The organism is Phytoactinopolyspora halotolerans, from assembly GCF_010550675.1.
GTDB classification, from domain to species: domain Bacteria; phylum Actinomycetota; class Actinomycetes; order Jiangellales; family Jiangellaceae; genus Phytoactinopolyspora; species Phytoactinopolyspora halotolerans.
The window spans coordinates 1-18,421 of the sequence record NZ_JAAGOA010000032.1; the positions used below are offsets into that span (position 1 = coordinate 1).

At 67.5% G+C, this 18,421-nt stretch carries 18 protein-coding genes; 14 read left to right on the forward strand and 4 right to left on the reverse strand.

Annotated elements, in window-relative coordinates; translation table 11 throughout:
- Positions 1 to 1,301 (forward strand): HNH endonuclease signature motif containing protein (locus G1H10_RS29365; RefSeq protein ID WP_163744694.1); only part of this gene is annotated, 1,301 nt, incomplete at its 5' end.
- Positions 1,302 to 1,473: 172 nt separating this feature from the next.
- On the opposite strand, the gene G1H10_RS29370 is transcribed toward G1H10_RS29365, so the two are convergent.
- A complete protein-coding gene (locus G1H10_RS29370) occupies positions 1,474 to 2,565 on the reverse strand; it encodes a LacI family DNA-binding transcriptional regulator (protein ID WP_216853788.1) in 1,092 nt (363 codons plus the stop codon).
- A 224-nt stretch (positions 2,566 to 2,789) separates the two neighbouring features.
- Between G1H10_RS29370 and G1H10_RS29375 the strand changes: the two genes are divergently transcribed.
- The 9 genes from G1H10_RS29375 (at position 2,790) to G1H10_RS29415 (ending at position 12,712) form a co-directional block, all read left to right on the forward strand.
- The gene (locus G1H10_RS29375; RefSeq protein ID WP_163744696.1) at positions 2,790 to 3,719 is read left to right on the forward strand and encodes a carbohydrate ABC transporter permease; all 930 of its coding nucleotides are present in this window, start codon (positions 2,790 to 2,792) and stop codon (positions 3,717 to 3,719) included.
- Positions 3,720 to 3,723: 4 nt separating this feature from the next.
- A complete protein-coding gene (locus G1H10_RS29380; RefSeq protein ID WP_163744698.1) occupies positions 3,724 to 4,668 on the forward strand; it encodes a carbohydrate ABC transporter permease in 945 nt (314 codons plus the stop codon).
- Positions 4,669 to 4,720: 52 nt separating this feature from the next.
- Complete coding sequence (locus G1H10_RS29385; protein ID WP_163744700.1) at positions 4,721 to 6,100, forward strand: ABC transporter substrate-binding protein; 1,380 nt, start codon at positions 4,721 to 4,723, stop codon at positions 6,098 to 6,100.
- A 116-nt stretch (positions 6,101 to 6,216) separates the two neighbouring features.
- Entirely contained in the window at positions 6,217 to 8,298 is a 2,082-nt protein-coding gene (locus G1H10_RS29390; protein ID WP_163744702.1) for a beta-galactosidase, read from the forward strand.
- 105 nt (positions 8,299 to 8,403) lie between these two features.
- Complete coding sequence (locus tag G1H10_RS29395; RefSeq protein WP_163744704.1) at positions 8,404 to 9,162, forward strand: histidine phosphatase family protein; 759 nt, start codon at positions 8,404 to 8,406, stop codon at positions 9,160 to 9,162.
- Positions 9,159 to 9,941, forward strand: coding sequence for an endonuclease/exonuclease/phosphatase family protein (locus G1H10_RS29400; protein WP_163744706.1), 783 nt, complete (start codon positions 9,159 to 9,161; stop codon positions 9,939 to 9,941). The genes G1H10_RS29395 and G1H10_RS29400 overlap by 4 nt, the downstream gene beginning before the upstream one ends.
- Before the next feature lie 186 nt (positions 9,942 to 10,127).
- Entirely contained in the window at positions 10,128 to 11,645 is a 1,518-nt protein-coding gene (locus tag G1H10_RS29405) for an ABC transporter substrate-binding protein (RefSeq protein WP_163744708.1), read from the forward strand.
- A 414-nt stretch (positions 11,646 to 12,059) separates the two neighbouring features.
- Positions 12,060 to 12,449 (forward strand): hypothetical protein, encoded by a 390-nt coding sequence (locus G1H10_RS29410; RefSeq protein ID WP_163744710.1) that lies wholly within the window; start codon positions 12,060 to 12,062, stop codon positions 12,447 to 12,449.
- Positions 12,446 to 12,712 (forward strand): hypothetical protein, encoded by a 267-nt coding sequence (locus tag G1H10_RS29415; protein ID WP_163744712.1) that lies wholly within the window; start codon positions 12,446 to 12,448, stop codon positions 12,710 to 12,712. Before G1H10_RS29410 ends, G1H10_RS29415 begins: the two co-directional genes overlap by 4 nt.
- A 9-nt stretch (positions 12,713 to 12,721) precedes the next feature.
- Here the strand turns inward: G1H10_RS29415 and G1H10_RS29420 are convergent, their stop codons facing one another.
- The 3 genes from G1H10_RS29420 to G1H10_RS29430 all read right to left on the reverse strand — a co-directional run bounded on the left by G1H10_RS29420 (position 12,722) and on the right by G1H10_RS29430 (position 15,160).
- Positions 12,722 to 13,819, reverse strand: coding sequence for a LacI family DNA-binding transcriptional regulator (locus tag G1H10_RS29420; RefSeq protein ID WP_163744713.1), 1,098 nt, complete (start codon positions 13,817 to 13,819; stop codon positions 12,722 to 12,724).
- A gap of 88 nt (positions 13,820 to 13,907) precedes the next feature.
- A complete protein-coding gene (locus tag G1H10_RS29425) occupies positions 13,908 to 14,240 on the reverse strand; it encodes a hypothetical protein (protein ID WP_163744715.1) in 333 nt (110 codons plus the stop codon).
- 5 nt (positions 14,241 to 14,245) lie between these two features.
- A complete protein-coding gene (locus G1H10_RS29430) occupies positions 14,246 to 15,160 on the reverse strand; it encodes a DUF6772 family protein (protein ID WP_163744717.1) in 915 nt (304 codons plus the stop codon).
- A gap of 323 nt (positions 15,161 to 15,483) precedes the next feature.
- Here G1H10_RS29430 and G1H10_RS29435 point away from each other — a divergent pair, with 323 nt between their 5' ends.
- From G1H10_RS29435 to G1H10_RS29450, 4 genes are read left to right on the forward strand one after another with little or no spacing between them, the layout of a single operon-like run.
- A complete protein-coding gene (locus G1H10_RS29435; RefSeq protein ID WP_163744719.1) occupies positions 15,484 to 15,648 on the forward strand; it encodes a hypothetical protein in 165 nt (54 codons plus the stop codon).
- Positions 15,649 to 15,694: 46 nt separating this feature from the next.
- Entirely contained in the window at positions 15,695 to 16,519 is an 825-nt protein-coding gene (locus G1H10_RS29440) for an IclR family transcriptional regulator (protein ID WP_163744720.1), read from the forward strand.
- The gene (gene nikB / locus G1H10_RS29445) at positions 16,519 to 17,442 is read left to right on the forward strand and encodes a nickel ABC transporter permease (protein WP_163744722.1); all 924 of its coding nucleotides are present in this window, start codon (positions 16,519 to 16,521) and stop codon (positions 17,440 to 17,442) included. The genes G1H10_RS29440 and nikB overlap by 1 nt, the downstream gene beginning before the upstream one ends.
- A 3-nt stretch (positions 17,443 to 17,445) precedes the next feature.
- Positions 17,446 to 18,396 (forward strand): ABC transporter permease, encoded by a 951-nt coding sequence (locus G1H10_RS29450; RefSeq protein WP_163744724.1) that lies wholly within the window; start codon positions 17,446 to 17,448, stop codon positions 18,394 to 18,396.
- The last annotated feature ends 25 nt before the right edge of the window (positions 18,397 to 18,421 follow it).

The following is an 18,421-nucleotide window of genomic DNA, read 5'->3' on the forward strand; positions in this document are numbered from 1 at the left end:
AAAACGGGCGGACGATGCCGGCCACCCTGGCCGGCATGGTCGAGGGGGCGATCTCGTATGAGCATGCCGTGGTGATCGCCAAGACCATGGCGAAGATCCCCACCGACATCCCCGCCGACGACGCCGCGCGGGCGGAGGACGACCTGGCCGCGTTCGCCCGCGAGTACGACCCGGCCACGCTGCAGCGCCTGGCCGATCACCTGCTGCACGTGCTCACCAGTGACAGTCTGGAAGACCGCGACGAACGCGCCCAGCGCAAACGATCGCTACGCATCTGTGATCGGGGGGACGGCACCGTACGCATCACCGGCCTGCTCGGCACCGAGGCCGCGGCGATCGTGCGCAGCGCACTGGACCCGCTCGCCGCGCCCGAACCGGGCGAAGACGGCGAGAAAGACCAGCGCACCGCGGACCAGCGCCTGGCCGATGCGCTGACCGAACTCGCCCGCCGCGCCCTGGCCACCGACACCCTGCCCACCCGCCACGGCCACCCCACCCAACTCCTCCTGCTCGCCAACCTGAACACCCTGCTCGACCACACCACCAGCCAGAACAACCACGGCAGCGACGGCGACGGCTGCGGCGACAGCGCCCACGCCGATCCCGACTCCACCGCTGGCGCTGGCGCTCACACCGACGCCGCCGGTGACGACGCCCACGGTGACGGTAACGGCGTCCACGTCGACAACGCTGACACGGACGCCGCCGCCGCCGGCGACGGCGCTGGCGGCGCTGTCGGCGCTGTCGGCGCTGGCGTTGGTAGGGAGGGTGGGGTGTTCACCGCGGGTGGCTGCCCGCACCCCGACACACCCCCGCGATGGCTCCAGGACACCTGGGCCCGACGCTTCGGCGTCGCCCCGGCCGAACTCACCCACGGCGGACCCATCTCCTCGGAATCACTACGCCGCCTGGCCTGCGACGCCGACATCACCACCGTCCTGGTCGACCAGCACGGCGTCCCCCTGCGCGTCGGACGCACCGAACGTCTGGTCACCCCCGGCATCTACACCGCCCTCATCGCCCGCGACCGCGGCTGCGCCTTCCCCGGCTGCACCCGACCCCCGGCCTGGACCCAAGCGCATCACATCGTCCATTGGGCCGACGGTGGCCCCACCGACCTGGAGAACCTCGTCCTGGTCTGCACGCACCACCACCGCGTCATCCACCACGGCGGCTGGCAAGTCCGCCTGGGCACCGACGGCCACCCCGAATTCCTCCCACCCCCGTGGGTGGACCCGGACCGCACACCCAGACGCAACACCCGACCCCGACACGACCACCAACCCCCACCCGACACATAGCACCCACGCCACCCACCGACACCCAAACCTGACATCTGACACCTGACACGCACAACTGTCGGCGCCAGGTATCGGTGAGCAGCCAAAACCGGGCACCTCGCCAGCCCACACCACCACGATCCCCCGGTGCATCTCACGCCTGCGCCGGGGCCTCGTGCTGCCCTGCCGCTGCTCAGCTGCCTCGCAGCGGATCATCCGAGGGCGGTGCTGTGCTGTTACGAACGACGAGCCACGTCGGCACAAGCGTCGTTCCGCGCTCGTGCGAATCGGTCTGCACCTGACGGAGTGCACTCGCCACGCAACGTCGCCCGACCTCATCGAAATCCTGGTGCACCGTGGTGAGCGGCGGCATGTATGAGCCCGCCTCCGGGATATCGTCGAAACCGACGATGCTGACGTCGCGCGGCACGGCCCTGCCCTGCTCGTGCAAGGCGCGCTGCACCCCTAGCGCCATCTGGTCGTTCGCGACGAAGACAGCAGTACAGTCGCGTTCGGCCGCGACCCTGAGCCCCATCTCGTAGCCAGACTCCGCGGACCAGTCACCGTGCAGAACAGGCGGAACCTCCCGCCCGCTGCCCTTGAGCGTCGTCCGCCAACCATCCGCGCGCCCCTGTGCGGCGAACGAATCCTCGGGGCCGGCCACATGCCAGACTGTTCGATGCCCCAGATCAAGGAGGTGCTGCACCGCTTGCCGCGCGCCCTCGGCTTGATCGGTGTCGACCACGCTGTACCGGTCACCGGCTTTGGAGTCGACCACCACAACCGGCGCGCCCGGCGGTAACGAGACGGTGGCCGCGTCCAGCAGGTGCACCTCCATGATGGCCACCACGGCGTCCACCGCCAGTTCGCCGAGCCTGGTGAACGCGCCACGCACACTGTCCTGGGTGGGGACCGCGACAGGAATCAGGGTAATCGCGTAGCCCTCCCGGGCCGCCGACGTGGCGATCGCATCAAGTGTCCGCATGTTGCCCGTCGTCGAGAGAGTGAACAGGATGACGCCGATCATGCGGAATCGGCCGCTCTTCAACGCCCGCGCCGCGCTGTTCGGCCGGTATCCCAGCTCGCGCATCGCCGTCAGCACCCGATCGCGGGTCGATTCGACGACGCCCGGGTAGCCGTTGGAGACCCGCGAAACCGTCTGCGGTGACACCCCGGCCACACGAGCGACGTCGGCCATCGACACCCGCCGCGGGCGCCCGCCGCTGCCGACCGCCCTGGTGTCCGGCGCGCCGTCAGCGTGCGTGTCCTCGGCCTCTGCACCCATCCACTTCATCTCCTCGTCGGTGCGCTGTCCCGCCTGGGAATGTAACGATTGTCGTCTTCCGGAAACCGACGGGTTGACGGGAAACACAGCTGGTGACAGCATCATCGTAATCCATGGTTACGTAAACATCCGGCGTTTGGCCACCTCGATGTTTACGTAACCATCGCTCGTCGCCCAGCCGCACGCACTGCCGTCGGCCGCACCGCAAGGAGCAGAGAAGCTCAATGACGACGCTGTCCTATACCTCTGGCACGCGGGACACTCCTGCAGTCCCGGCGGGTCGGAGAGCGCGCCGGCGCCAATGGACCGGCTGGGGCTTCATGGGGCCGTTCATGGCGGTCTTCACCCTCGTCTTCCTGGCGCCGATCGCCTACTCCATCTACCTGAGCCTGTTCCGTGACCAGATGGTCGGCGGAACCACGTTCGTCGGCCTGGAGAACTACGAGCGAGCCTTCAGCGACTCCCAGTTCTGGTCCGCCCTCGGCCGGGTCTCGCTCTTTCTCGCCGTCCAGGTTCCGATCATGCTGTTCATCGCGTTGCTGGTCGCGCTGGCGATCGACAGCGGCCGGCTGTACGGAAAGAGCTTCTTCCGGATCACGATCTTCCTGCCCTATGCCGTGCCGGCCGTGGTCGCGACGCTCATGTGGGGCTTCATGTACGGGACCCGTTTCGGACTCGTCGGCAATATCAACGACGCCCTCGGCGTCGCGCTGCCCAACCCACTCTCCCCCGACCTCATCCTCGCGTCGATCGGCAACATCGTCACCTGGGAGTTCGTCGGCTACAACATGCTGATCTTCTACGCCGCCCTGCGGGTGATCCCGCATGAGCTCTACGAGGCGGCCGAGATCGACGGCGCCAGCCAGTTCCGCGTCATCACCGCGATCAAACTGCCCGCCATCCGCGGAGCGCTCGTCATCGCCACGATCTTCTCGATCATCGGCAGCTTCCAGTTGTTCAACGAGCCCAGCATTCTTCAGAGCCTCGCACCCAACGCGATCACCACCTACTTCACGCCGAATTTGTACGCCTTCTCGTTGTCCTTCTCCGGTCAGCAGCACAACTACGCCGCCACCGTGGCGATCATCATGGGGCTGATCACGATGGTGATCGCCTACCTCGTCCAGATCCGCGGCATGCGGAAGGCGGTGTGAGACCGTGACGACTCCAGCACCGAACCCCGCACCGGCGACGTCGCGACGCCCACAGGTCACCCTCTCGTCTGCTCGGCGACGCCCGCGCAAGCTCCACACCGTCGAACGTCCGCGCCGCAGCCCGCTGCTGACCGGCCTCACCGGCCTGGTCCTCGTCTACAGCTTGGTGCCGCTGCTCTGGCTGTTCATCAACGCCACCAAAACCCAGGAAGGGCTCTTCGACTCGTTCGGCCTGTGGTTCCACGGCGACGTCGCGATCTGGGACAACATCGTCGACACGCTCACCTACGACGACGGCATCTTCACGCGCTGGCTGGTCAACACGCTGATCTACGTGCTGCTCGGCGCCGGCGGAGCCACATTCCTCGCCGTGCTCGGAGGATACGCGCTGGCCACGTTCGATTTCCCCGGCAAGCGCGCCGTCTTCGCGATCGTCATCGGAGCGGTCGCGGTGCCCGGTACGGCGTTGGCCGTACCCACGTTCCTGATGTTCAGCGAGGTCGGACTCACCAACACCCCGTGGGCAGTGATCATCCCGTCGTTGATCTCACCGTTCGGTCTCTACCTGATGTGGGTGTTCTCGTCGGAGGCCATCCCGTCCGAGCTGCTGGAAGCGGCCCGGGTGGACGGGTCCGGGGAGTTCAGCACGTTCTTCCGGGTCAGCCTGCCGTTGCTGGCACCCGGCATCGTCACAGTACTGCTGTTCACCATGGTCGCCACCTGGAACAACTACTTCCTGCCGCTGATCATGCTGCGGAACCCGGACTGGTACCCGCTGACGCTGGGCCTGAACGCGTGGAACTCGCAGGCCTCGACCGCCGGCGGTGAAGCGATCTTCAACCTCGTCATCACCGGCTCGCTGCTGACGATCGTGCCGTTGATCGTGGCGTTCCTGCTGCTCCAGCGGTACTGGCAATCGGGTCTGGCCGCCGGCAGCGTCAAACAATGACCCACACGTCCCACACTCCCCGCACGTCGACAACGATGTAGGAGGAATACCCATGTCCATATCGCTCGATCACACCCGCACATCCAGGGATGCGCGGCCGTCCCGCCGCAACAAGCTGGGCGGTGCACTTGCGCTCACCGGCGCGCTGACGCTCGTCCTCGCCGCGTGTGGCTCGGACGACGATTCCGATTCCGGCGAAGGCTCGGACGCCGTGGACCTGGAGTCCGTGCTGGAGGAGGGCGGCAGCCTAACGGTCTGGGCCTGGGAGCCCACCCTTGAACAGGTCGTCGAGGATTTCGAAGCCGAGTATCCCGAGGTCGACGTCGACCTGGCCAACGTCGGAACGGGCGACGAGCACTACACCGCGCTGAACAACGCCATCTCGGCAGGCTCCGGGGTCCCGGACGTCGCACAGATCGAGTACTTCGCCCTGCCCGAGTACGCGCTGCAAGAGTCCGTCACGGACCTCCGTGAGTTCGGCGCCGAAGAGCTCGACGGCACCTACACGCCCGGTCCCTGGGGCTCGGTCCACCAGGGCGAGGCGATCTACGGTCTGCCGATGGACTCCGGTCCGATGGCGCTGTTCTACAACCAAGAAGTGTTCGACACCCACGGCGTCGACGTGCCCACCACCTGGGATGAGTTCGTCGACGCGGCGCGCGCCCTGCAGGCCGCCGACCCCGACGTCTACATCGCCAGCGACACCGGCGACGCCGGGTTCACCACCAGCATTCTCTGGCAGGCCGGTGCCCAGCCCTACCAGGTCGACGGCACCGATCTCACCATCGACTTCGGTAGCGCGGAGGTCACCCGGTATGCCGAGACATGGCAGCAGCTGATCGACGAGGGCCTGGTCGCCGAGATCAGCGGCTGGACCGATGAGTGGTACCAGGGTCTGGCCGACGGCACCATCGCGACCCTGGCCACCGGCGCCTGGATGCCGGCGAACTTCGAATCCGGCGTCTCGGCCGCGTCCGGTGACTGGCGAGTCGCCCCGTTGCCACAGTGGGACGAAGGAGCATCGGCGAGCGCCGAGAACGGCGGCAGCTCGCTCGCCGTCCCCGAGGCGAGCGGAAACAAGGAGCTGGCCTACGCGTTCATCGAGTACGCCAACGCGGGCGACGGCGTGCAGACCCGGATCGACCAAGGCGCGTTCCCAGCCACGTCGGAGCACCTGGAGTCCGAGGAGTTCCTGAACACCGAGTTCGAGTACTTCGGCGGTCAGCAGGCCAATCAGATCTTCGCCGAGTCGGCGGCGAACGTGGTCGAGGGCTGGTCTTATCTGCCGTTCCAGGTCTACGCGAACTCGATCTTCAACGACACGGTCGGGCAGGCCTATGTCTCCGGCACATCCCTGCTCGAAGGACTGCAGGCTTGGCAGGACGCCACCGTCACCTACGGCACGGACCAGGGATTCACGGTCAACCAATAGCCGACGACGGTAAGGGCCAGGCCCCGAGCCGAGGGCAGCACCAGCCGACGGGCAGCACCAGCCGACGGGCAATACGAGCCGACGGCCGGCACGAGAGCACAGAGGAGCACACATCGATGACCGAGACGAGCACGCCACGCTGGCTGAGGTGGCCGGACGGGCCGTCCCATCCACGGATCGGCTTCGGCGCGGACTACAACCCCGATCAGTGGTCACGCGAGGTCTGGGACGAGGACGTCCGGCTGATGCGGCAGGCAGGGGTCAACATCGTCTCGCTTGCGATCTTCTCCTGGGCGCGGATTCAGCCCACCGAAGACAGTTGGGACTTCGCCTGGCTGGATGAGGTGATCGATCTGTTGCACGCGAACGGCATCGCGGTGGACCTGGCCACCGCCACCGCGTCGCCGCCGCCGTGGCTGTCCCGGCGGCATCCCGAGATCCTGCCGGTCACGCACCGCGGCGAGACGCTGTGGCCGGGCGGCCGGCAGCACTGGCGCCCGACGTCGCCGGTCTTCCGGGAGTATGCCCTGCGCCTGGTGACCGCGCTCGCCGAGCGGTATGCCGAGCACCCGGCGATCGCCGCCTGGCACGTCAACAACGAACTGGGCTGCCACAACGTCTACGACTACTCCGACGACGCAGCGCGCGCCTTCCGCGGCTGGCTGCGCGACCGCTACCGGAGCCTGGACGCGCTGAACCACGCGTGGGGTACGGCGTTCTGGTCGCAGCGGTACTCCGACTGGGAGGAGATCCTACCGCCTCGCCAGGGCGCCGCCCAGTCGAACCCCACGCAGCAGCTGGACTTCACCCGGTTCTCCTCCGATGCGCTCAAAGACTACCTGCGCGCCGAGCGGGAGATCCTGCGACGCATCACGCCGGGCATCCCGGTGACCACCAATTTCATGGTGATGTCCGGCACCAAGCCGATGGACTACGCGAGCTGGGCGGACGAGGTGGACTTCGTCTCCAACGACCACTACATCGTTCCGCGCGAGCAGAGCTTCGACGAGCTATCCTTCTCCGCCAACCTGACCAGCAACATCGCGGGTGGCCGGCCATGGTTCCTGATGGAGCACTCCACCAGCGCCGTGAACTGGCAACCGGTGAACCTGCCGAAGAAGCCAGGCCAGATGATCCGGGACTCGCTCACCCACGTCGCGCACGGCGCCGACGCCGTCTGCTTCTTCCAGTGGCGACAGTCCGCGGCCGGCGCGGAGAAGTACCACTCGGCGATGGTCCCGCACGCCGGCGAGGACTCCGCCGTCTACCGCTCGGTCACCGAGCTCGGACGCACGTTGGAGGCTCTCGCGCCCGTCGTCGGCTCCGAACGCAAGGCGTCCCCGGTGGCCATCCTGTTCGACTGGGACTCCTGGTGGGCCAGCGAACAAGACTCACACCCCACCGAGCAGCTGCGTTATCACCAGGAAGCGCTGGACTGGTACTCCGCGCTGCTCGCCCTCGGTGTGCGGGCCGACGTCGTGCCCACCGGCCGGGACCTCTCCGGCTACGACCTGGTCGTCGCCCCGATCCTGCACGTCATGCCGGAGTCGCTGGCGCAGCGGCTGATCCGCTACGTCGACGGCGGCGGGCATCTGGTCACCACCTACTTCTCCGGCATCGTGGACGAGAACGACCACGCCTGGCTGGGCGGCTATCCCGGCCCGCTCCGCGATCTGCTGGGGGTACGGATCGAGGAGTTCGCGCCACTGCTGCCGGACGAGACCGTGGCCCTAGGCACCGGCGCGAGCGGGTCGACGTGGACGGAGCGGGTGGAGGTGCGCGATCCGGCGACGAAGGTCCTCGCGTCGTATGCGTCGGGCGACCACGCCGGGTGGCCCGCGCTCACCCGACGCGCCGTCGGACCCGGTTCCGCGACCTACGTCTCGACCAGGCTCGGCGCCGCCGGCATCCGGCCCCTCCTCTCCGAGCTGCTTGCTTCCGCGGGCGTCAGCAGCGAACTCACCCGCGACGTGGCCGGGCGAGTCGAGTTGGTCATCCGCACGGACGGCGCCGAGGAGTTCTGGTTCCTGATCAACCGCACCACCGAGACAGTGCGCGTCACCGGCGTGGCCGGCGGCGTCGTCGCCAGCCCGAACGCGGCCGCGGACGACGGCTCGGACACGGTCACACTCGAACCGCACGGCGTCGTCGTCATCAGGCGCCCGGTGTCCGATACGCGCGGGGAGAGTACCGGCTGAACGCATCAGTGCCTTGCGCAAGACGAAACGGCGTTGCCAGACCGTCACCGGAGCATGCGAGGCTGACAGCACAACCACGCAAACGGATGGCGGTGCGAAGAAGACGTGAACGAACAGGCGAGTGGACGCTGGTCGGCTGACGAGTCCGGCGGTGACGACTGCCGGGTGGCCCGGCTGATCCTGGTCAGGCATGGCGAATCCGAATGGAACGCCGAAGGGCGCATCCAGGGTCAGGGTGGCACCGGGTTATCCGCGCGCGGCGAGGCGCAAGCCGTCGAGGTCGCGGAGCACTTGGCCGTGACCTACCCGGACCCGCATCTGGTCGTCAGCAGTGACCAGGAGCGCGTCGTCCAGACGTCCCAGCCGTATCTGTCCAGGACGGGTCGGACTGCCGAGTTCGACAAGCGGCTGCGCGAGATCGACAGCGGCGTCTGGACCGGACTGCTGACCACAGAGGTCGCCGAGCGCTACCCGGATCAGATCGCCGCTGTCCGCCGGGGCGAGGACATCGCCCGCGGTGGAGGAGAGAATTTCGCCGCGATGCGCAGCCGTGTGGCGGAGGCCCTGCACGATCTGGCGCGGCTCGCCCGCACGCACGTCGGCCCCGGCGAGACGATGACGGCGATCGTGTTCACCCATGGCGGGCCGATCCGCGTCGCCGTCGCCGACGCGCTCGGGCTCCCGCCGAACGGCCACCGCCTGCTCGACCCGCCGCGGAATTGCTCGGTCACGATCCTCAACGCCGATGTCGGGAACCTCGACGACGAGACCGGCCGGTTCCGGCTGGAGGGCTACAACAGCACCGGGTTCATCGTGACCCCCTCGGGCAAGACCAGTTACGACGCCGTCGGGGAACGGCGATGAGCCCGTTCACCTTCGTCGCCATGACGTACAACCTCTGGGGCGGCCACCGGCTCGCCGAACGTACACCGGCGCTGCGCTCGCTGTTCGAGGTGCGCTCCCCCGACGTCGTCGGCGTTCAGGAGCTGCACCCGGAGTCACGGGCACTGATCGATGCGGCACTGCCGGATCACGATCGGGTCCATGACGACTTTCCGGGCTGGGCGACCCAGGGCAACATCTGGTGGCGCCGGGGTCTGTTCGAGCTCGACGAGTACGGCGCCGACGACGTCGGCATCCGCTCGGAGAACGCCCGGCTGTTCTGGGCCCGGCTCCGCCCTATCGGGCGCGACGGCTTGCCCGCTCTCGTCTTCAGCACGGCGCACCTGACCTGGCCGGGTCATCCGCAAGAACGCGCCGACGACGTCAACCCGCGGGTCAAGCAGGCCCGTAACGTGGTCGCCGCCCTCGACCGGATCGCATCCGACGGGCCGTGTGTCTTCGGCGTGGACATCAACGACTACGCCCGTCCGGTGTGGGCCATGCGCGAGGGTGGATTCCGGGACTCGTTCGCCGCGCTGGGCGCCAGTTCGCCGGTGACGCATCCGGTTCTCCCACTGATCGAGCCCGGCGACGGATGGACGGCACCGCCGGCCACCCAGAAGGCGATCGACTGGTTGTACCACCGTGGCCCGATACGGGCCCGTTGCAGCGAAGTGATCGACTTCTTCTACGAGGGGCGAGCACCCTCCGATCACAAGCCGGTCACCGCGGCGTACACGCTGGAGGTCACGGCGCCGTAGGCGCTGCACTCACCGCGGCGCATTGCACAGCGCGCAACCTCATTGTCTCCCTTCCGGCCCCGCCTCTAGCGTGATGATCCGGGCGCTCCGCGCACGTCAGCGGGCACGCGGACCGGTGGTACCCGGGGCCGCTCGCCGTCGCGAGCCCACCGGCCCACGTCGGGCTTACGAAGAGTGGAGGGTGTTGTGTTCCGTTTGCCGAACCACCGAACTGGCGTCTATCTGACGGTCTCACTGGTCACCGTGTTCGCCGCCTCATGCGGCGGCTCCGACACCTCCGGCGAGAGCGCAGAGCAGGTCTTCCGGTACTCGCCGGGCTTGTTCCCGGTCTCCCTCGATACGCACCAGTATCCCGCCGAGGAAGGTGTTCAGACCGCGGTGCAGCAGGTTCTCGAGCCACTGGTGGCGCTGGACGACGGCGAGCCGGTTCCGGTGCTGGCCGAGTCCTGGGACAACCCGGACGAATCCACATGGGTCTTCACTCTCCGGGACGGTGTCGAGTTCTCCGACGGCACCCCGTTGACCGCCGAGGACGTCAAGGCGTCGGCGGAACGGTTGATCGAGATGGAAGGTCCGTTGGCTCCGTTGTGGGAGCCGGTCGAGGCGATCGAGGCGACCGACGATGCCACGGTGATCTTCCATACCTCGGAGCCGCTCGGCACTCTGCCGAGCACGCTGTCGCTGCTGTTCGTCGGTCAGGCGGAGGCGATGGAGGACGACGCGTACTGGCAACGCCCGGTGGGCACAGGGCCGTTCGTCGTCGACGAGTTCGTCCCAGACGAGCGCGTCGCGCTCTCTAGGAACGACGCCTACTGGGGCGAGAAGGCGCTGCTCGACCGCGTCGAGATCGTCTCCATCCCGGAGGAGTCCAGCCGCATCACCGCTCTGCACAACGGCGAGATCGACGCGATGTCGACCATCCCGCCGGACCAGGTCGGCGAGGTGGACGGTGCGGACGGAATCGTCTACGAGACCGGCCCGAGCTTCACGTACTACTTCATCTGGTTCAACGAGTACGCCGAGCCTTTCGACGACGTGCGCGTCCGGCAGGCGATGTGGCATGCGGTCAACGTGGAGGGCACCATCGGCGACCTGTTCGGCGAGATGGCGACGCCGGCGCGGGCGCCGGTGACGCAGGCGGTGTTCGGCGCGCCGGAGCTGGAGCCGTACTCCTACGACCCAGAGCTGGCGAAGCGGTTGCTGGCGGAGGCCGGTTACCCGGACGGATTCCAGACCACCATTCACTGGCCGCGCGAGGGCGGGCCGAACATCCTGGCGCTCGCGCAGTCGTTCATCTCGGACTGGGCGGACGTAGGCATCCAGGTGGAGCCGCTGGAAAAGGAACGGGCGCAGTGGCTTGAGGACTTCGGGAACATGAACTGGGATATGAACCTGCAGACCAACGCCACCGGAACCGGGGACGCCGACTTCACGCTCGGCCGGCTGTACGTGTGCGCCGCCGACCGGATGGGATACTGCAACGAGGAGCTGGACAGCCTGCTCGCGCAGGCACGCGCCAGCCTGGATCCGGCCGAGCGGGAACGACTGTACCGGGAGGCGTCCGAGATCATGTGGGAAGACGCCGTCGGCATCTTCCCTGCTGATCTGGCGAACAACACCGCGTACCGGGAGAACGTGCAGGGTTACGAGTTCCCGCCGAACGGCCGGCCGTCGTTCGCCACCGTCTCCATCACTTCCGGCTGACGACGCCGCACACCGAGCCACCTCGGGGTGGACGCCCTGCGGCACACGGACGCGGAAAATGCGCTTGCTCCGCTGCGATCCGCTGGCCACACTCGGTGAGGTGAGCCGAAGCCAGCCCACGACGGCGGTACGCCAAGCCGAACCGAGTTCTCCGCCGGAGCGTGCGCTGAACCGGATCGTGTCCAAGAGCGGCGTGCCAGACCTGGTGGATGTACTCGCACATCGGCTCAGCGGGAGTGATCTCACCACGCTGTTGCTGGAGGTGATGCGTCGGCGGGCCGGCGCGGTGACCCCTGCGCACCTGCTGCGACAGTATGAGCGCGACCGCTTCGTGCAGCCCGGCGACGCGGCACCCGCGGACATCCGTCGCTGCTTCGATCTTCTCGCCGACGCGTTGGCCCCAGCGTCGAGCTCATGGAACTCGCGCCGGTTGCTCCGCTGGGTACGCACTCCGCGGTCGGGACCGTGGACCAGCACAAGGTGGTCTCGACCGTGCGCGGCACCGAGGTGGCGGCCGACCCCACGAACGCGCTCGCGCTTGAGGCTGCCGTGTGCCGCCGATCCGTCCTCGCGGCGGATTCGCGGTCCACGGAGCTGGTGCGGCTCGGCGGCCTGCAGCGGGTGGTCCGTGCGCAAGGGTTCTCAGGGCCCCGACAGTTCGCCCATTTCGCCTTGTTCGGTCTGGTGACAGCCGGCCGGGACGCCGGCGGCCGACGGTTCGAGGCGGCGTCGCTGACCGAGCACTGTCAGTTCCACATCGACTGCATCCGTGCGCCGGCGCCGACGATGTCGAGGTCCGCTTGACGGACTTCACCGGCCGGTTCACCCGTGTGCTCGATGAGCTGCGGCGCACTCTCGAGGGGGCGTGCGTCGTCGAAGACCCGGAACGACGCGGCGGGCGGGGCTACTATGCAGGGCTCTGCTTCAAGGTGTACGGCAGCAGGGACGGCCGACGGTACGAACTCTCCGACGGCGGCGTCGTCGATTGGACCCAGCAACTGCTGCAGAATCGCAAGGAGCGGCTGACCATCAGCGGCATCGGGGTCGAACGCCTGCTGGCCCTCTGATGACGCCGCTCAGCCGGCGCGTACCGCGCGCGTCGTCGATTCGCGGACGATCAGCTCGGGCGCAAGCATGAGCTTCTCCGGCCGATCACCCTCGTCCCTGCCGGTGGTGTCGCCTGCGCCCCGTGCGTTCCGCCGTTGTCGCATCCGCGAGAGCAGCAGGTCCACGGACGCCGCACCGACCTGCTGAGCGGGTAGATGGACCGAGGTCAACGGCGGGCTGAGGAATCCCGAGTAGGGGTGGTCACCGTAGCCGACGATCAGCATGTCGTCAGGTACGCGCAGCCCTTGTTCCGCCAGCGCCCGGTACAAACCCAGGGCGAAGAAGTCGTTTCCGGCGATGATCGCGTCCGGCCGGTCTGGTCGCCGCACCAGGTCCTGGGCCACGCGGTACGCCTCCTCCGGCTGCCACGGCAGCACCGCAGACTCGTATCTCCGGGTCGGCACCGAGATCACGCTGTCCGCGCTGAGAGGCAATCCGGCGTCCTGCATGGCTCGGCGGAAGCCGGTGATCCGTTCGGAGATGGTGGTGATCGGGAGATCCTCCTCAAGCGCCCACACCTGACGTGCGCCCCGCTCGATGACGTGCTTCGTCGCCTGGTACGCCCCGTGCCCGTGGTCGATACCGACGAAGTCATGCTGCCGCCCGGGGACCTCCCGGTTGACGAAGACGAGCGGAATGCCGGAACCCTCCAGACGCTTCCAGTGGTCCGACTCGGACTGAACCGGGACCGCGATCGCGCCGTCCACCGCGGATTGCAGCAACGACTCTGTGGCCTGCCGCTCGTTGTCCGCGCTCTCGTCGGTGACCAGCAGAAGCAGCGTGTACCCCTGGGCGCGACCGCGCAGTTCGATGCCGCTGATCAGTTGTGCGTAGAACGGGTTGGACGGGTTGGTGATGACCAGGCCCAAGGTCATCGCGGACCCCAGCACCAATGAACGCGCCAGCGTGTTCGGAACGTAGCCGAGCCGCTCGGCCTCGGCCTTGACCTGCGCACGTGTGTGTTCGCTGACACTGTCTTTGTCTGCCAGAGCGCGAGACACGGTGTTCACCGAGACGCCCAACGACGCGGCGATGTCACGCAACGTGGCCCTGCGTGTCCCGCTCACAACTCTCCTTCGTGCCCGTCACCATGACCGTCAACCGCCATTTGCGGCGACGATGCCGCTCACGGTCGATGCTCATGGGTGGTTCGCTTCAGCTCTTCACCGCCAGGTAGATCCGCGCCGTCACGGTACCCTCTCCGGGATCGACCGAGCCACGGACTCGCAGCCAATGCCCGAATTCGCGGACCGGCCAGCTCGTCACGCCGACGCCGGCGGCCACGTGCTCGGCGTCGTCGTAATCGCACCACGTGATGCCGTCGGGCGATATCTGTGTTCGAAGCCGGAGACCCACCGCATGGTCGAGCGCCAGGATCTGCACGAACCAGCGCGCCTCCGTCGCCCATGCCACCTCGTAGGGCTCCGTGGCGAACTCCCCGTCGAACGTGGTGTCCCGCTCCAGCACCGCCGTCATCGATTGCCGCATCAGCCCTACCAATCCACCGAGATCAATACTGAATCCAGAAACAGGAAATTCCGCACCGGCGCATGCGTACGCACACTGAAATAGAAGTTCAAGAGATTCTCCAGTGACCCGTAGCTCTCCGCGTACGGCGGCACCGGAACCTCTGACATGTCCATTACCCGGTCATTGACCTGCAATTCGACATTCCGGCGCTTCGCGGTGTCGATCCGCCAGCGCAGATAGTGCCAGTTCACTTTGGTGGGCACCTCGTTGTAGCACAATTCCTGGGGAGCGCCGAAAACGTGCCAGTCGTCCGGATCCGGCGCGGTGAAATCAGCACCATACTCCAGCTTCACCTTGCCCTGAACATGCTCGCGCGGCGTCGGTTCGGGGACCGCCGGATACATCCAGCGTCGGCTCAGCCGGTTGTCGAGGTCCGTGTTCTGGTAGCGGGCCACGGTGTGGTATCGCAAGCCTTGGTCGCCGCAGATATCGGTGGCGACGGTGAACGCACCGAACTGCGCCTCAGACGGGTGCAGGTTGCCGTCCCATTCCACCCCGCCGAACGAGTCGACGCCGTGGTCGCCCGTCGTGGCCTCGGCTTTGAAGGTGAAGTAGGCCTCGATCTGGACCAGGCCGCGGCCGCTCATGGTCAGCCGCCGAATTCCGACGGCCGTGTGCCCGGCGATCGGGCGCGTCGCCAGCTTCAGCGCGTATGTGCCAGACATCGCACCATGGGTGCCGATGTCGAAGAAGTTGCAGCCGGACAATTGAGGCGGCCGGAAATCACGCATGTGATCGTCGACGGTGGCGAGGTCGCCCTTGCCGTTGTAGTTCCCGATCAACTCGCACCATCCGTGCGTTCCGCTGTCGAATTGATCGTGCGCGAGGATGCGTTTCAGCGGTCGGAATCTCGACAAACGCGGATCGGCCGCGACCATCGCCTCTCGCAGATCATCTTGGATGGAATTGCGTGTACCAGCGGCCAATCTGTCCTCCTTGTTGCAGCACCGGCGAATTGATGTTCACGTGGGTTCACGTGAAATCGGCTTCAGACGCGCCAGCGAATGCCGCCGGATGAGCGTGCCGTGAACATTAACGTTCACTCCAGCTGACGTCAAGGAGTTGTTGCAGCATAGGAAACGAGCACTATGGCGCATCCCTCGCGCCTCGTCCACGACAACGGGGGCCCATTCAATCGCCAGCCTTGACATGGATTGTCCCGTTACTCTAGCGTCATCGATGAACGATCACGTTAACGTTAATGCCCACACGCGCCGCCAGCATCGACCCGGGCTCGGAGCGGAAGTGCGCCCGGGTCGGACCACCACCAGCACGGATCGCCGACATGCCGCAGGGATCGGCCACCCTGGCCGATGCCCGGTCGCCAGGTCTCGACGACGAGTCGCCAGACCCGGGCGAAGAGTGACCCGACCAGACGCAACCGGCCACAGCACCGTCGAAGTGAGGATCCGATGAAGTCGTTGAGCCGAGCCCTGATGGTGCTGAACGAACTCAGCCGATGCGGACGGCCGCTGACGTTGTCCGACATCGCCGGGGCGGTCGATCTGCACAAGAGCACGGTCCACCGCATGCTGGCGACGTTCGTCGAACATGGGCTGGTCCGCCGGGACGAGGCGAATCGATACGTCGTCGGGCTGGGTGCGCTCGAGCTTGCCCGGGCCGCGCAGGGCCAGGCCGGCCCGGGCCCACTGGTCGAGGCCACCCTGTCCAAGCTGCGCGACAGCACCGGGCTCGCCGCGGTGTACGCCCAGCCTCGCGGCGGCCAGCTGATCTGCACCGCGCTGGCGGAGCGACGCCGCGGCATCGACCCGTCCGTGGTGCGGCCGGGCGCGATGCCGGCCAGGCCTCCCGCGCCCACGACCCTCTCGATGCACATCGCCTTCCCCATGCACGCAACCGCTGTGGGCAAGGCGTACCTGGCGCATCGTCCCCGGGCGGAGGTCGACCGCTTCACCTCCCGCGCGCCGTTCCCCGGATACACGCCACGCACCATCACCGACGCCTATGCCCTGCTGCGCAGTCTCGCCCGCACCCGCGATCGCGGTTTCGCCGTCGACGACCGCGAATACGCCGTCGATCTGCGCTCGATCTCAGCGCCCGTACTCGACCATGACGGGCTCGCGATCGCCGCCGTCGGGGTCGCCGCACCGGCACGGCTCAGCCGCCCCGATGACCTCCGCCGATTCGCGGCCGCGGTCACCGCCGGCGCGGACGAGCTGGGCGAGGGATTGTTGCACGGCGCCCGCACCGATGCCCTCGCGGGCAGGAGCGCCTGATGGGTGCGTACGTCGCACGGCGGCTGTTCTTCGCACTCTTTGTGCTGTGGGGCGCCGTCTCAGTCATCTTCCTGGTACTTCGGCTGGTTCCGGGCGACCCTGCCGTGGTCCTGCTGGGCCCGGATGCGAACCCGGACCAGATCGCCGCGCTGCGTGCGCGGATGGGGCTGGACCAGCCGATCATCGTCCAGTACGGCATCTACATGCGCGATGTCGTGCAACTCGACTTCGGCGACTCCTTCCGGTTCCACACAGACGCGATGGATCACGTCCTCGCCCACCTGCCCAATTCGGCACAGCTCGCCGTGACCTCGGTGTGTCTGGCGTTGCTGGTCGGCTTCCCTCTCGGGATCATCGCCGCACTCAAGGCGAACACGGTCGTCGACCGCGTCATCTCCGTGTTCTCGCTGGCGACCCAGTCGTTGCCGAACTTCTGGGTCGGTATCGTGCTGATCCTGGTGTTCGCCCGCGGATTGCAGGTCCTGCCTAGCTACGGCCAGGGCAGCTGGCAGCATCTGGTCCTTCCCTCGGTGACGCTGGCGCTCCCCTTCTTGGCGATTCTGGTCCGGTTGACCCGAAGTGGTCTGCTCGAAGTCATCCACGAGGGCTACGTGCAAACGGCCCGCGCCAAGGGGTTGCGGGAGCGGGCGGTGATCTTCCCGCACGCACTGCGCAACGCCCTGATCCCGGTGATCACCGTGGTCGGTCTGCAGTTCGGCGCGCTGCTGGGCGGCACCGTCATCGTCGAGACCGTCTTCGCCTGGCCGGGAGTCGGCCGGGTTCTGATCGAGTCGATCTCGCACCGCGACTACGGCGTCGTGCAGGCAGCGATCCTACTGATCGCCGCTGCCTTCGTCGTCACCAACCTCGTCGTCGATCTCCTCTACGGCTATCTCGATCCACGCGTACGGCTGGCAGGGTGACTCATGACCGATCTCGTCAGCGATCCGACCACGTCGGCCGATGCCGGCCGATCGAACCGTCCGCCACGGTGGCCACTGCCGAACCGGTTCCGGCCCGGCCGAGCGTCCACTCCGCCGCGATCGCGTCCCGGTGCCGGGCGAATCCGGTTCGCCTCAGCCGTCGTCGCCGTATACGTCCTCGCCGCCGTCTTCGGGCCGCGGCTGGTGCAATACGACCCAGTCGCCACCAGCACGACGGATCGTCTGCTCCCGCCGGGATCGCGGCTCAGCGACGGCTCATTGGCCGTCTTCGGGACCGACGACGTCGGGCGTGACCTGCTGGCGCAGATCATGCAAGGCGCACGCATCTCGATCGCCGTCGGGGTGGCGACGTTGGTGTTGGCCGGGCTCATCGGGATCACCATCGGGGTGCTCCCTGGATACTTCGGCGGGTGGCTCGACGGTGCGCTGATGCGGCTGGCCGATATCCAGCTCACCTTCCCGTCGATCTTGCTCGCGATCTTCATCGCCGCGCTCCTCGGGCCGAGCGTCGTCAACGTCGTCATCGTGCTGGCGATCTCGAACTGGGTGACCTTCGCCCGGGTGACCCGCGCCCAAGTCCTGACCACCAAGGGCCGCGACTTCGTCGACGCGACGCGCACGCTGGGCGCACGGACGTGGCACCTGCTCCGTCGCTGTATCCTGCCCGCGTGCACGGCGCCGATCCTGGTGGTCGCCACGGTGGAGATCGGGAGCGTGATCCTGGCCGAGGCGTCGCTGAGCTTCCTCGGACTGGGCACCCCGACCAGCACGCCGAGCTGGGGCATCACCATCTCCAACGGCCGGAACTACCTCTCCGACGCGTGGTGGATCTCCACCATCCCCGGCATAGCGCTGGCCGTGCTCGTGGTCTCGTTCGGGATCCTCGGCGACGCACTGCGCGACCGGTTCGATCCGAAGCTGAAGAACCTCTGACACGTCAGGCCGAGGAGGCTGCCAC